Origin of the sequence: Haloglomus irregulare (assembly GCF_007421925.1) — an archaeon.
Lineage (GTDB): Archaea > Halobacteriota > Halobacteria > Halobacteriales > Haloarculaceae > Haloglomus > Haloglomus irregulare.
On record NZ_QMDX01000017.1, the window covers coordinates 21,155 to 34,298 of the forward strand.

The 13,144-nt window shown below is 64.8% G+C and carries 15 protein-coding genes; 7 read left to right on the top strand and 8 right to left on the bottom strand.

Annotated elements, in window-relative coordinates; all coding sequences use genetic code 11:
• The first annotated feature begins 1 nt into the window (after position 1).
• From DP107_RS17020 to DP107_RS17040, 5 genes are read left to right on the top strand one after another with little or no spacing between them, the layout of a single operon-like run.
• On the top strand, positions 2-877 hold the full coding sequence (locus DP107_RS17020; protein ID WP_144263320.1) for a branched-chain amino acid ABC transporter permease: 876 nt from the start codon (positions 2-4) through the stop codon (positions 875-877).
• Complete coding sequence (locus DP107_RS17025; protein WP_185977371.1) at positions 874-1,917, top strand: branched-chain amino acid ABC transporter permease; 1,044 nt, start codon at positions 874-876, stop codon at positions 1,915-1,917. The genes DP107_RS17020 and DP107_RS17025 overlap by 4 nt, the downstream gene beginning before the upstream one ends.
• Positions 1,918-1,966: 49 nt before the next feature.
• A complete protein-coding gene (locus tag DP107_RS17030; RefSeq protein ID WP_144263322.1) occupies positions 1,967-2,716 on the top strand; it encodes an ABC transporter ATP-binding protein in 750 nt (249 codons plus the stop codon).
• Entirely contained in the window at positions 2,709-3,410 is a 702-nt protein-coding gene (locus tag DP107_RS17035) for an ABC transporter ATP-binding protein (RefSeq protein ID WP_185977372.1), read from the top strand. Before DP107_RS17030 ends, DP107_RS17035 begins: the two co-directional genes overlap by 8 nt.
• 58 nt (positions 3,411-3,468) lie before the next feature.
• A complete protein-coding gene (locus DP107_RS17040; RefSeq protein ID WP_144263324.1) occupies positions 3,469-3,948 on the top strand; it encodes an Lrp/AsnC family transcriptional regulator in 480 nt (159 codons plus the stop codon).
• A gap of 38 nt (positions 3,949-3,986) precedes the next feature.
• Here the strand turns inward: DP107_RS17040 and DP107_RS17045 are convergent, their stop codons facing one another.
• The 4 genes from DP107_RS17045 to DP107_RS17060 all read right to left on the bottom strand — a co-directional run bounded on the left by DP107_RS17045 (position 3,987) and on the right by DP107_RS17060 (position 7,976).
• Positions 3,987-5,189, bottom strand: coding sequence for a cytochrome P450 (locus tag DP107_RS17045; protein ID WP_144263325.1), 1,203 nt, complete (start codon positions 5,187-5,189; stop codon positions 3,987-3,989).
• A 104-nt stretch (positions 5,190-5,293) separates the two neighbouring features.
• Positions 5,294-6,088 (bottom strand): enoyl-CoA hydratase/isomerase family protein, encoded by a 795-nt coding sequence (locus DP107_RS17050; RefSeq protein ID WP_144263326.1) that lies wholly within the window; start codon positions 6,086-6,088, stop codon positions 5,294-5,296.
• Positions 6,085-7,098 (bottom strand): branched-chain amino acid ABC transporter permease, encoded by a 1,014-nt coding sequence (locus DP107_RS17055; RefSeq protein ID WP_144263327.1) that lies wholly within the window; start codon positions 7,096-7,098, stop codon positions 6,085-6,087. The genes DP107_RS17050 and DP107_RS17055 overlap by 4 nt, the downstream gene beginning before the upstream one ends.
• Complete coding sequence (locus tag DP107_RS17060; protein WP_144263328.1) at positions 7,095-7,976, bottom strand: branched-chain amino acid ABC transporter permease; 882 nt, start codon at positions 7,974-7,976, stop codon at positions 7,095-7,097. The genes DP107_RS17055 and DP107_RS17060 overlap by 4 nt, the downstream gene beginning before the upstream one ends.
• 132 nt (positions 7,977-8,108) lie before the next feature.
• On the opposite strand from DP107_RS17060, the gene DP107_RS17065 reads away from it, so the two are divergent.
• Together DP107_RS17065 and DP107_RS17070 are read left to right on the top strand one after the other, a co-directional pair.
• Positions 8,109-8,855: an ABC transporter ATP-binding protein gene (locus DP107_RS17065; RefSeq protein WP_144263329.1), complete on the top strand. Its 747-nt coding sequence runs from the start codon at positions 8,109-8,111 to the stop codon at positions 8,853-8,855.
• Positions 8,852-9,544 carry an ABC transporter ATP-binding protein gene (locus DP107_RS17070; RefSeq protein ID WP_144263330.1) on the top strand — a complete coding sequence of 231 codons (693 nt, stop codon included), beginning with the start codon at positions 8,852-8,854 and terminating at the stop codon, positions 9,542-9,544. Before DP107_RS17065 ends, DP107_RS17070 begins: the two co-directional genes overlap by 4 nt.
• Positions 9,545-9,568: 24 nt before the next feature.
• Here the strand turns inward: DP107_RS17070 and DP107_RS17075 are convergent, their stop codons facing one another.
• From DP107_RS17075 to DP107_RS17090, 4 genes are all read right to left on the bottom strand, one after another.
• Positions 9,569-11,089: a class I adenylate-forming enzyme family protein gene (locus DP107_RS17075; protein ID WP_144263331.1), complete on the bottom strand. Its 1,521-nt coding sequence runs from the start codon at positions 11,087-11,089 to the stop codon at positions 9,569-9,571.
• A 93-nt stretch (positions 11,090-11,182) separates the two neighbouring features.
• Complete coding sequence (locus DP107_RS17080; protein WP_144263332.1) at positions 11,183-12,511, bottom strand: ABC transporter substrate-binding protein; 1,329 nt, start codon at positions 12,509-12,511, stop codon at positions 11,183-11,185.
• 69 nt (positions 12,512-12,580) lie between these two features.
• Positions 12,581-12,979, bottom strand: a complete 399-nt coding sequence (locus DP107_RS17085) for a Zn-ribbon domain-containing OB-fold protein (protein ID WP_144263333.1) — start codon at positions 12,977-12,979, stop codon at positions 12,581-12,583.
• Complete coding sequence (locus tag DP107_RS17090) at positions 12,976-13,134, bottom strand: thiolase C-terminal domain-containing protein (protein ID WP_449405198.1); 159 nt, start codon at positions 13,132-13,134, stop codon at positions 12,976-12,978. The genes DP107_RS17085 and DP107_RS17090 overlap by 4 nt, the downstream gene beginning before the upstream one ends.
• Positions 13,135-13,144 lie beyond the last annotated feature (10 nt).

The following is a 13,144-nucleotide window of genomic DNA, read 5'->3' on the forward strand; positions in this document are numbered from 1 at the left end:
GATGTCGCTCGCCGCCAACATCCTCGAAGGGATTATCTACGGTGCGTCGTTGGGGATGCTCTACGTGCTCGTTGCGCTCGGGTTAACGCTCATTTTCGGCCTGATGGAGGTCGTCAACTTCGCGCACGGCGCCTTCGTCACGCTCGGTGCGTACCTCGGCATCTCGTTCCTTGACCTGACGGGGAACTTCTGGCTGTCGATGGTGCTCGCTGGCGTGGTCGTCGGCGTGCTCGGCCTCGCCATCGAGCGGACGCTCATCAGACGGCTCTACGGCGAGGAGCCGATCTACCAGCTCCTACTGACCTTCGGGCTGGCGCTCCTCCTGGAGGGAGCCGTTATTTTGACCTACGGCCAAGACAATCAACTCCTCTCGGCGCCAGCCCTGCTTCAGGGATCACCGGTCCCGGTCGGTCCGGCCACCGTGCCCCAGTATCGGGTGTTTCTCATTCTGTTCACTGGCGTACTGGTCGCGGGCATCTGGCTAGCGATTCAGCGGACCAAACTCGGGCTGATTGTGAAGGCCGGAATCGAGGACCGGGAGCGAGCCCAGATGATCGGCGTCCGGCTCAGCCGCGTCAACATGCTGATCATGGCGGTCGGCGCGGGACTGGCCGCGGTTTCGGGCTTTCTCAGCGGTCCGCTTCTGGGGGTCAGCCCCCAACTCGGAACGGGACTGCTCATCGTCAGCTTCGTCATCGTCGTAATCGGTGGTCTGGGCAACATCCGCGGCACCATCATTTCGGGGTTGATGATCGGTATCCTGTTTTCACTGACGAGCTTTTTCTATCCCAGCCTGGCTAATCCGGTTATCTACGTTGCGATGGCGGTCGTCTTGCTGGTCCGGCCCGAGGGGCTGTTCGGGGGTGTCGGATCGTGAGCAGCGAGGTCGCCGGGTATGGACAGTATCGGGAGCTGCTCGAGCGGCTGCTGGACTCCCCCCTTCGACTGGTAGGGTACGCAGTGTTCCTGTTCGCGCTCCCACGGGTACTCCCGATCGGAATCGGAACGCAGATAGCGATCCTCGGGCTGTTCGCGCTTGCGTTCAACCTGCTGTTCGGCTACAGTGGCTTGCTGTCGTTCGGACACGCGCTGTTCCTCGGGACGGGAGCGTACGGGGCGGCGCTGCTGGTGGTCCACCTAGACGGGCCGCCGGTTGCCGCCATCCTCCTCGCGGTGCTCGTGTTCGAGGGCGCAATCGCCCTCGTGACCGGGCTGCTCTCTCTCCGGCTCGGTGGTGTCTACTTCTCGATGATTACGCTGGCCTTCGCCCAGTTCTTCTATGAACTCTCCTTCACTGTCGACGGCCTCACCGGCGGCTCGGACGGCCTCCTCGGTGTCTACCGGCCCTCGCTGTTCGGTGCCGGCCTCGTCGACCTAGCCGACGCCGACAATTTCTATACCTTGGTCGCCCTGCTCGTGCTCCTCGTGCTTGGGTTCAGTTTCCTCCTGACACGGTCGACGTTCGGTCGTGCGCTGGTGGCCGTCCGGGAGAACGAGGAGCGGACGACGGCGCTGGGCGTGAACACCTATCGGGTCAAGCTCATCATATTCGTCATTTCAGGGATGCTCGCCGGAATGGCCGGCGCGCTCCAGGGGCTCTACATCCGGTTCGTCAGTCCTGACATCCTGTTCTGGGCGACCTCCGGCGATGCAGTCCTGAATACCCTCGTGGGTGGGATGCACACGCTGTTCGGGCCAATCGTCGGGACGCTGTTCCTCCACTGGATGGAGGACACCTTCTTCGCGACGAGCCCCGGGGCATGGAACGTCCTCCTCGGGGCAGTGTTCGTGTTCTTCGTCCTCTTCGCCCGGAGCGGCATTGTCGGCCAGCTCCGGAGCCTGCTTCGGAGGGTCGCAGACTGGGCCGACCGACGGGAGGCCGAGACGACCTCCATAGCTGCCGAGTCGGACGACTGATATCTCTTGCTCCGTGAAATTAATTAGCCGGCCTGTCGCATTGAGATTCATGGTATTACTGGACGCCGCCGGGCTCACCAAGCGGTTCGGAGGGTTCGTGGCGGTGGACGATGTCGACATCACGGTTGACACCGGCGAGGTTCACTCCGTGATCGGTCCGAACGGCGCCGGGAAGACCACCCTGTTCAATCTCTTGGCAGGGGCCTACGAGGTGACTGCGGGCGAGATCACGTTCGATGGTCGCGATATCACTGACCTGCCAGAGCACGAGCGACCGTATCTGGGAATCTCGCGGGGTTACCAGATTACGAATACGTACGAGTCGCTGACCGTCTTCGAGAACCTCCAGACCGCTGTGGCGTTGTACCACCAGAACTATTATGATATGATTCGGTCGCTGGCGAACCGGACGGAGGTGACCGAGCGAGTCGAGACGCTTCTTGAGCGGTTCGAACTCGCCCCACAGCGGAACGTGGAGGCCTCGTCGCTCTCGCACGGCGACCGCCGGCGTCTCGAAATCGGGATGGCGCTGGCCTCCGACCCGCGGCTCCTGTTGCTTGACGAGCCCACCGCCGGAATGGATGCGGGTGAGACCGAGCGGACGGTCTCGCTCATCCAGGAGCTCACCGACGACATGGCGGTGCTTCTGGTTGAGCACGACATCGAGTACGTGATGACGGTCTCGGACGTGATTACAGTGCTTGAGCGTGGGGCGGTGATCGCGGAGGGCCCTCCCGGAGAAATCAGGGAGGACGAACGCGTCCAAGAGGCGTATCTCGGGGGGAAGGCCGATGCTTGAGGTCGACGGAATCAACGCCCGGTACGGTGACTCGCAGGTGCTCTGGGACGTGTCGCTCTCAGTTGGTGACGGCGAGGTCGTCGGGCTGCTAGGCCGGAACGGAGCGGGCAAGACGACGACGCTCAGTGCCATCGCGGGGGTGCAGCCCCCCAGCACTGGCACGGTGACGTTTGACGGGAAGGACATAACCGGGCAGTCCGTGTCGGCGATTTCCCGGCAGGGAATCAAGCTCGTCCCGGAGGACCGCCGCCCGTTCGACGGGCTGACCGTCCGCGAGAACCTCGAATTAAGCACTGACACGACCAATGGCGAGGACTGGGATGTCCCGCGGGCACTCGGGGAGTTCACGCAGCTCGACGAGCGCGCGAATCAGAGGGCCGGCGACCTGAGCGGCGGCGAGCAGCAGATGCTCGTCATTGCGATGGCGCTGGTCGGCAATCCGAGACTAGTGCTGCTGGATGAGCCGATGGAGGGGCTGGCCCCCCAAATCGTCGATCAAATCGTCGACATCGTCCGACGCGTCAGGGAGGCCAACATTCCCGTCCTGCTGGTTGAGCAGAACGTGGATGTCTGTCTGGAGCTCATCGACCGTGGCTACCTCCTGCACAAGGGCGAGATTCGCATGTCCGGGTCGGCGGCGGAACTCGCTGACGCGACCGAAGAGATCGACCGATACCTCGGTATCCGCGTCTGACCGCGCCATTCGGGGGGCACGGGATGGATTTATGTTCATCGGCTAGCTCACTCCGTGTATGTCAAACATCCCTGATTCAACGACGATCGACGAAATCGACAGGCGCATTCTCGCGATTCTAGCAAAGGACCCCCGCATCCCGTACTCGGACATCTCGCACGAGCTGGCAGAGGAGGGATTCGAGCTGAGCAGCGAGGCCGTCCGACAGCGGGTCACCTCGCTGCTCGATGTCACCACGAGCTTCTTTCTCCTCCGGCCGGACGCCCACGAGTGGGAGATTGTGCTTGTAACTGTTCGAACCGAGGGAGGAACAGGCGCAAAGGCCGATGTCTTCGAGGCGATGTCGGAGATGAGCTTCTGGTTCGTCGGCAGCGGCTTCGGGACCGTCGATATCTACGCCCACGCCACAGTCAGCTCGACCGCCGAGGTCGACCGGCTCGTCAACGATGTCCGCGAACTGGAGGCGGCCAGCGAGGTCGACTACTTCGTCGAGACCGGCCGCTCGACGGCGGTCGAGCAGTACCTGCGGGTCGAGTGAGAATGTCGTCGCTCGTCGCCCGCCGCGGACGGTGGGGGTCAGATTTCGATATACAGTTCTTCGGGACCGCGAACCAGGGGTGAGCGGGTCCACTCGATATCGCCGGCGGCCAGTTCCATATCGGGGAACGCCTGCACGAGCGCCGGGAACGCGACTCGAGTTTCAAGCCGGGCCAGCGGCGCTCCGAGGCAGTGGTGAGTGCCGTGGCCAAACCCCAGGTGGTCCATCGACCCCCGGGTGATATCGAATGTCTCGGGCTCATCGAATTGTCGGGGGTCGCGATTGGCCGCGGCCTGGCTCAGCAGGATACGATCCCCGGCCTCGATCTGCTTGCCCTGCAACTCGAAGTCTTTCACGACGCCCCGGGTGAGCGATTTCGATGTCCCCTGGTAGCGAAGAATCTCCTCAACCGCCTTCGCCGCGAGCGAGGGGTCCTCGCGGAGCAGCTCCATCTGCTCGGGGTGACGGAGCAGTTCGAGGGTGCCGTTCGCGATGAGCTTCGCCGTCGTCTCGTGACCCGCGAACAGCAGCAGGACGGCAGTCGCGACGACCTCGTCCTCAGTCAGCGTCTCGCCATCGGCCTCGGCCTCCAGCAGATACGAAATCAGATCGTCCTTCGGGTCCGCCTTGCGCCGCTCGACGACCCCCTGCAGGTAGTCGGTGAACTCCTTGATGCTCTCCTCGGTCCGCTCGTGGCGGTTCTCGGCGTCGTAGTAGTGAAACAGCGTCAGGCCGATGTTCGTCGACCAGTCGCCGAGGTTCTCCCCGTCCGCCAGCGGGAGGCCCATGATCTTGCAGATGACGTGGACCGGGAGCGGGTGGGCGAACTCGTCGATCAGTTCGACTTCGCCCGGAGACTGTTGTTGCATGTCCGCGATGAGCGACTGGGTCACATCCTCGACCTCTGCGCGCTGGTTCGAGACCATCTCCGGATTGAACGCCTCACCGATGATCCGCCTGAGCTTCGTGTGGTCCGGCGGATCGAGGTAAATAATCCACTTCGGGAACATCTCCTTGGTCTGGGGAATGTCGAGCGAGGAGTCACGCAGTCGATCCGCCTCTACCTCGACCGAGAGATGCTCGTCGTCCTGCAGGCAGCGCTGAACGTCCTCGTACCGTGTGACAATCCATCCGCCCCACGTTTCGTTCCAGTACACCGGCTCCGTCTCCCTGAGCCGACCGAAATACTCGTACGGACGGTCGATGACCTCAGGGTCCGTCAGGTCGTCGGTCTGTTTCATCGCTCTCGGTAAACTGTTGTACAGTCAAAATATAAATATCCCAGTGTTGCTCCGTGCCATACTAGTGGCTCTGGGATGCCCGGCGACGGGCAATCCGGGCGGTGTCACTTCCCGGTGAACTCTGGGTCGCGATCCTCCCGGAAGGCGGCGACGCCCTCGGCCACGTCGTCCGTCGTCAGGAGGCGCCCGAAGGCTTGGCTCTCCATGAGCAGGCCAGCGGAGTGGCTCGCATCCGCGCCGCGGTCGAAGACGCGCTTTGCGGCCTGCAGCCCTATCGGCGGCCCGTCCGCGATGTCCGTGATCACAGCGTCGACCTCCGGCTCGAACGCGTCGGCCGGGACCGCACGGTTGAGGAGCCCCCATCTGTCGGCGGTTTCGGCGTCGATCTGGTGGCCGCGGTAGACCAGTTCCTTGGCCCGTCCCGAGCCGACGAGTCGCTGGAGTCGCTGGATACCACCGGCGCCGGGGATGAACCCGAGCCGGATCTCCGGCTGTCCGAATGTCGACCGCTCGGTCGCCAGCCGGATATCGCAGGCGAGCGCGAGTTCGAGCCCGGCACCTAAACAGGCGCCGTCGATACTGGCGACCGACGGTCGCGGGAACTCCGCCAGCCGCTCGAAGACGGTCCAGGCGGTCCCCTCAACCGGGTCAAGCTGCTCGAAGACCGACACGTCGGCGCCGGCACTGAACGCGGCCTCCCCGGCGCCGGACAGGACGACACAGCGGACCGCCGAGCGGTCGACAGTCTCCAGTGCGGCCTCGATGCCAGTCACCAGCGCGTCGGTCAGGGCGTTCAGAGCGTCGGGTCTATCGAGCACGAGCGAGAGCACGCCTGCCTCCGAGAGCGACGCGTCAAGCGGCGCCGCCTCGACCCTGGAGTCGGTGAGGGGGGCGGTCATGGGCGGAGCTCCCGGAGCACGTCACCCACGGTCCGGTCCGCCTCCGACGAGAGCAGGCCGGCGATTCCGCTCGGAACGAAGATGACGAACACGACGTAGACAGCCCCCAAGAGCAGCAGCCAGTGCTCGGTGATGGTCGTCAGCAGCTCTTCGCTGCCGAAGAGGACCGCCGCCCCGACCACCGGCCCCCACAGGGTCCCCATCCCGCCGATGAGCGTCATCAGCAGGGCGTCACCACCAGTCGACCAGTAGAGCGCACCCGGGGTCGCGATGTTACTGTGGAGCCCTTTGAGGATGCCAGCGACCGCGGCGAACACCCCCGCCGCGACGAACACGGAGAGCTTGTAGCGGAAGGTGTCGTAGCCGAGGAATCGCGCGCGCGTCTCGTTCTCGCGGATGCTCTTGAGGACCTGTCCATACGGGGAGGTGGTCAGCCGTCGCATAGCGAGGAAGCAGCCGGTCACTACCACCAATGTCACGTAGTAGAACGTCATCCCGTCACTCAGCGCGATGCCGAAGACCTCCTGCGAGAACAGCAGGATGCCGCCGTCACCGCCGGTGATGTCGGAGTTCTCGAAGACGGCGAGGTAGCCGATCTGTGCGAACGCCAGCGTGATCATGGCGAAGTACACCCCTGTCGCCTGGAGTGCGAGGTAGCCAGTCACGAGCGAGACGACGGCGACGATCGCCAGCGCGACGAGGATGGCCCCCTCGAACGGAACGGCGGCGGTCGAAACGAACGGAACCGACTGGTCGGTCGCGAAGATGGCGAAGGCGTACAGGCCGAGGCCGTACGGGAGCGCGTGACCGAACGAGACGATGCCCGTGTAGCCGATTAGGAGGTCATAGCTGACCGCGAACAGTGCCAGGATGAGGAAGTTGATGACCAGCCCCGTCTGGTACCCGGTGGTGACAAGCGGAACGGCTGCCAGTGCGAGGAACACGACCACACGGATCACCAGGGTCCGGGAGAGTGCCGGGAGTCGCCGCGTACCGGTCTCCCTGCTCATGTGTGACCCGCCTCCGGGTCGCCCAGCAGTCCGTGCGGTCTGACGAGCAACACGACGATCATCAGGGCGAAGACCAGCATCGAGGAGAAGCTCACGAGGTAGTAGTTGCCGAACGCCTGGAGCAGACCGACGGCCAAGGCCCCGACAAGCGAGCCCCGGAAGCTCCCGAGCCCACCGATGACGACCACCGCGAACGCCTCGATGATCATCTCCGACCCCATCGCCGGGTAGACGCTGAAGAGCGGGCCGGCGGCGACACCGGCGACGGCGGCCATCCCGGCGCCAACCGCGAAGACGATCGTGAACGCCCGCTTGACGTTCACGCCGCAGAGTTCGACCATGTCACGGTTGTTCGTCCCGGCCCGGACCACGAGTCCGAATCGGGTCCGCTCCAGGAACAGGTAGAGTCCGACGCTAACGACGATGCCCAAAAGAATGACGAACACCCGGTAGCGCGGGAACTGTCCATCGGCGAGCGATATCGCGCCGGCCAGCCATTCCGGCCGGCCGAAGCTGAGCGAGTTCAGTCCCCAGACGACCCGGACCCCCTCGTCGAACATCAGGGCCAGGCCGAAGGTCAGCAGGATCTGATAGATTGGGTCACGGTCGTACAGTGGTCGCAAGGTGAAATACTCCATGACGACACCGATTCCCGCGATAATGAACGGGACTGTCAGCAGCGCGAACAGGAACAGCGCGGATCGGTCGAAGACCGTCAGCCCGACGTACGCACCGATCATGTACAGCGAGCCGTGGGCGAAGTTCACTACACCCATCAGGCCGAACACCAGCGAGAGGCCGGAGGCGACGAGGAAGAACAGCATCCCGATGGCGACCCCGTTGGCCAGGATCCCGAGGACAACAGTTGTTTGACTCACCTGCGGAAGGTATGAAGGAGATATATTAAGCTTTGTGTCAGTCCAGCCGTCGCGGCCCCCGGAGCAGCAACTTTTTTACCACTGTCGACTCCCTTCTACTGCTATGAAATCCGTCTGTGGAGGCGGCCCCCCGTGACCACGCTACTCGAGACCGAGGGCCTGACGAAGCGATTCGAGGGCGTTACGGCGGTTGACGATGTCAATCTGGGAGTCACCGAGGGGACGCTGAAGTCGATCATCGGCCCTAACGGCGCCGGGAAAACGACGCTGTTCAACCTCCTCTCGGGCGGACTGGAGCCCACAGCAGGACAGGTCCGGCTCGGCGCCGAGGACATCACCGGGCTCCCGCCGGAGCAGATCACTCGGAAGGGGCTGGCTCGGTCGTTCCAGATCACGAACATCTTCGACGAGCTATCCGTCCTCGATAACGTCCGCATCGCCGTCCAGGCGCGCGAATGGGGGGGCTGGAACTTCCTCCAGCACGTCGCGTCCAAGGCAGAGTACCGCGAGCAAGCCACCGACCTGCTCGAGCGTGTCGACCTGCTCGAGTTCCGGGATACGGAGGCTGGGACGCTCTCGCATGGCGACAAGCGGGCTCTCGAACTCGCGCTGGTGCTCGCGCTCGACCCGGTGATACTCCTGCTCGACGAGCCCTTCGCGGGGATGAGCCAGTTCGAAATCGAGGAGCTCCGTGATCTCCTAGACGACGTGGCCAACGAGTACACCATCGTGCTCGTCGAGCATAACATCGACGTCGTGATGTCCGTCTCCGACGCGGTAGCCGTGCTCGAGAACGGTTCGGTCATCGCCGACGCTGCCCCGGACGACATCCGCGACGACCCCCGCGTCCAACAGGCCTACCTGGGTGAGAGCAAATGACGCTCCTGGAACTCGACTCGCTGGACAGCTATTACGGCCAGAGCCGGGCCATCGAGGACATCTCGTTCACGGTCGAGCAGGGCGATGTGCTCGCCATGTTCGGCCGCAACGGCGCCGGCAAGACCACCACACTCCGCAGTATCGTCGGGGTGCTCCAGCCTCGCGAGGGGACCGTCCGGTTCAAGGCCCGCGACGTGACCGGTCTCCCGAAGTTCGAACGGGTCCAGATGGGGATGGGCTACGTCCCGGAGGATCGGCAGGTGTGGAGCAACCTCACGGTCGCGGAGAACCTCGCGGTCCCCGCCGGGCGGGGCGGGTCCCGAACCCCGGAGGACGCCTACGAGCTGTTCCCGACATTGAACGAACTCCGGGGGGCCCGTGCTGGAACGCTCTCTGGCGGCGAACAGCAGATGCTCGCGATGGCCCGCGGGTTGCTCGGCGGGACCGAACTCCTGCTGCTCGACGAGCCGACGGAGGGACTCGCTCCGAAAATCGTCGCGGACGTCCGCGAGGCCATCACGCGCCTCGCCGACGAACTCACCATCGTGCTGGTTGAGCAGAATCTTGATCTCGCGCTTTCGGTCGCCGATCACGTCGTCGTGCTATCGAACGGCGAACTCGTCCATGCGGCCGACGCCGAGGGGCTGTCCGCGGACGACGAGGTGCTCCGCGAACACGTCTCCATCTGAACAGCCGTTCCGGTGTGAGCGGGCCTACTCCAGGTCCCCCTTGACGACCTTCCCCGTCGGGTTGCGGGGCAGTTCGTCTCGAAAGTCGACCTCGCGAGGCTTCTTGAAGTCGGCTAGTCGCTCGGCGACGTAGTCGACGACGGCGGCTGCCGCGAGTTCCTCGCCGGGTTCAAGAACGACGACGGCCTTCACCCGTTCGCCCCACTTCTCGTCGGGCACGCCCAGCACGGCAGCGGCATCGATGGCGGGGTGTTCATGCAGCACCTCCTCGATTTCGGCAGGGTGGATGTTCTCGCCGCCGCTGATTATCATGTCGTCCGCCCGCCCCAGGAACTCGAAGTAGCCGTCCTCGTCCTCACGCATGAGGTCGCTGGAGACGAACCACCCCCCGTCGAAGACCTCGTCGTTCGCTGCCGGCAGTTCGTGGTAGCCCTCGAACACGGTAGGGCCCCGGTAGGCGATCCGCCCGATCTTGCCCTGTTCGACCTCCGCACCGTCCTCGTCGACCAGCTTCACGCCGACATTGAATAGCGGGCGACCGACCGTCTCGATCTTGTCGAAGGCGTCCTCCGGTGGCAGGACGAGCGTCAGCGGCGAAAGCTCCGTCTGGCCGAACATTTCGGTGAGGCCACAGTCGAAGGTGTCGATGATGTCGCGCTTGAGTTCCGCCTCCGAGGGCGCCGTCCCGGTCCAGTACCGCCGGAACGAGGAGAGGTCGTAGTTCTCGATGTTCGTCTCAAGGAGCGCCCGCCCCTGGGTCGGCACCACAAATGACCCCGTCACCTGTTCGTCCTCGATGACTTCGAGTACGTGGTCCGGGTCGAAGTCCGCCGTCAGCACGGTCGTTGCGCCGACGTAGAACGCATCGAGGAACAGCGCGAACGCCGCGACGTGGAACAACGGCGTCATGATCAGAAACCGCTCGTCACGGTCCAGGCCGACGTCGTAGACCGTGTTCTCGGTGTTCTGGAGGAGGTTGTCGTGGGTGAACTGACAGCCCTTCGGCCGCCCGGTCGTGCCGCTCGTGTACAGCATTGCAGCCCGGTCGAGTCGCGTGATGTCCGTCTCCGGCGGCGTTTTCGCTCCCGACTCGCGGAACGACCCGTACGATTCCGCGAAGTCGGGGGCGGCAACCGCATTCCCGACGTGGAGAAAGCGTTCGACGGGGAGGTCCTCGCCGGTGAGGCCGGCCACGGTATCCATGGCGTCGTCGTCGAAGACGCAGATTGAGGCGCCGCAATCGCGGAGTACGTAGCCGATCTCACCGGTCTTGAAGCGGTGGTTGATCGGGACCGGGATGATGCCCGCCTTGGCGGCGCCGATGAACGTCTCCAGGGTTTCGATGCTGTTCCGGAGGTAGATGGCGACCGTGTCCCCCGCCCCGACCCCGGCATCGCCGAGCGCGTTCGCCAGCTGCGTCGTCCGGCGGTCGAACGCCTCGAACGTCAGCTCCCGGCGCCCGTCGACACGCTCGACGATGGCGGGTGCGTCCGGCTGTTCTCTGGCGTTACGGGTGGCGAGTGCTCCAATGGTGAGCCCCTGCATATCCCCCTCCAGGGGGGTGGATAACTTAAACTATGGAGATGTGTTGCCCCGTGGGCCGGGGCGGCGACCACGCCGGACGGACGCGCTATCGGATCAGTAGTCGCACTCGATGGCCGAGCAGGGGCGGCTGTTGGTGCCGGCCTCGGACTTGTTGATGAACTCCACCCCGACCGGGAGGTCGCCATCCGCGTCCTCGACGAACTGCGACATCCACTGTGGCCCCTCGATCTGGTGGTCGCAGGCACGGACCTCCTGCTCGCCGAGCGGCGACGTGACGGTGAGCCCCTCCAGGGCGTCTCGCATCGCCGCCCCGTCGGTCGAGCCCTGCAGTGCCGCCTCGAACAGGACCTTGGCGCCCGTGTACGAGGAGTTGGAGTAGGTGCTGGGGATCGAACCGTCCGTCTGCGTCCGGTAGTCCTCGACGAAGCGGGTGTTCGCCTCCGTGTCGAGACCGAAGTAGTACGGCGTGTTGCCGTAGTAGCCGAGCGCCGCCTCCCCGGCGCCGCGCGCCTCGGCCGCCGAGGCGATGCCGACGACATCCATCTCGTCACCGAGTCCGAAAGAGTTGATCTGGTTGTACGCGTTGATCATGTCCGACCCACCGGCGCGGATCATGACGAAATCCGCCCCCGAGGCGGCCACCTTCTGGATCTGCGAGGAGTAGTCGGTCGCGCCGAGGTCTGGATAGACCTGCTCGACAATCTCCGCACCGTTGTCCTCGGCCACCTCGGCAAAGTTGCCCACGCTCTCGCGCCCCCACGAGTAGTCCGCTCCCCATGTGGCGACCTTTGTCCCAAGATTCTCGGTCGCCCACTCGGCGGTCGGCTTCATGTTCTGGTAGGAGTGGGTCGACGTGCGGAACGTGAAGGGGTAGCAGTCCGACATCGTCGTCTGCTCCAGCGCCGAGATGGTCGCCACGTTCGGGACCTGCTGCTGAGCGGCGTACTGCGCGACCGCGTTGACGACCGGCGTCCCGTCGCCGACGACCAACGCGTCGACGTCCTCCTGCTCGACCAGCTCCTGGGCCCGGCGCAGGCCGACATCGGCCGCGAGCTGGGAGTCCTTGTACATCATCTCGACCGAGAGGTCGTCGTAATCGCTGTCGGCGTGGCGTTTCGCCACCTCGATCCCGGCTCTGGCATCGGACCCGAGCGGGGAGTAAGCGCCCGAGAGCGGCACCAGCACGCCGATCTTCAGCGACAGGGACCCACCGCCGTCGTCGCTGCCACCGTCACCGCCGTCACTACCACCATCACCGCCGTCACTACCACCATCACCGCCGCCACCGCCACCGTCACCGTTGCCACCGTCACCGCCGTCGCCCGTGCAGCCTGCGAGGCCGACGAGTCCTGCGGTGGTTGTTCCGAGCGTCGCGTTTCTGAGGAACGTCCGTCGATTGACTTGGTTGGTACCATCCGGCATGGGTGCTTCCCTCACCGGTAGCTACCCACCAGACTTAATCTTTTCTCACGAACCAGCGGGCGTGGGCACTCAGCCGGTCGGTTCGGCCACGAAGCGCGGGCCGGGCAGGTCCTCGTACTCGACGAACCCGTCGAACGCGACCGTGTCACCAATCTCGACCTCGTCTGACATGCGGCCGAGCAGCCGCGTCGGTCCGAGGTCGACGACGCCGACCTGATACCGGTCGCCCAGACCCTCGGGCGTGACCTCGATGGTGGTCTCGGAGAACACCTTGCCGCTCGTCGGCAGGCGGACCGTCACGAGCGAGCGACCTGAGCAGCCCGGGCAGACAGACTTCGGTGTCCCGAGGACGTGCTCGCAGTCCGCACACTCCTGTCCGAGGAGCACGCCGTCACGCAACGCACGAGCCCAGGACTCGTGCTTGAGCCCCTCACCCTCGGCGTACGTGGGAACTTCGCCCGCGGTCATGACCGGGCCTCCACGACCGTGACGACGGTTGTCGCGGCCTCCCCGCCGAGGTTGTGCGCGAGTCCGACCGAGGGGGATTCGACCTGTCGGTCGCCGGCCTCGCCCCGGAGTTGTTCGGTGAGTTCGACGATCTGTGCGGTGCCGGTGGCGCCGATGGGGTGGCCC

Bases quoted from the DNA above. Each gene is read 5' to 3' on its own strand.
- DP107_RS17020 (WP_144263320.1), top strand. From the start codon at position 2: ATGTCGCTCGCCGCCAACATCCTCGAAGGGATTATCTACGGTGCGTCG.
- DP107_RS17030 (WP_144263322.1), top strand. From the start codon at position 1,967: ATGGTATTACTGGACGCCGCCGGGCTCACCAAGCGGTTCGGAGGGTTC.
- DP107_RS17035 (WP_185977372.1), top strand. From the start codon at position 2,709: ATGCTTGAGGTCGACGGAATCAACGCCCGGTACGGTGACTCGCAGGTG.
- DP107_RS17040 (WP_144263324.1), top strand. From the start codon at position 3,469: ATGTCAAACATCCCTGATTCAACGACGATCGACGAAATCGACAGGCGC.
- DP107_RS17045 (WP_144263325.1), bottom strand. From the start codon at position 5,189: ATGAAACAGACCGACGACCTGACGGACCCTGAGGTCATCGACCGTCCG.
- DP107_RS17050 (WP_144263326.1), bottom strand. From the start codon at position 6,088: ATGACCGCCCCCCTCACCGACTCCAGGGTCGAGGCGGCGCCGCTTGAC.
- DP107_RS17055 (WP_144263327.1), bottom strand. From the start codon at position 7,098: ATGAGCAGGGAGACCGGTACGCGGCGACTCCCGGCACTCTCCCGGACC.
- DP107_RS17070 (WP_144263330.1), top strand. From the start codon at position 8,852: ATGACGCTCCTGGAACTCGACTCGCTGGACAGCTATTACGGCCAGAGC.
- DP107_RS17075 (WP_144263331.1), bottom strand. From the start codon at position 11,089: ATGCAGGGGCTCACCATTGGAGCACTCGCCACCCGTAACGCCAGAGAA.
- DP107_RS17080 (WP_144263332.1), bottom strand. From the start codon at position 12,511: ATGCCGGATGGTACCAACCAAGTCAATCGACGGACGTTCCTCAGAAAC.
- DP107_RS17085 (WP_144263333.1), bottom strand. From the start codon at position 12,979: ATGACCGCGGGCGAAGTTCCCACGTACGCCGAGGGTGAGGGGCTCAAG.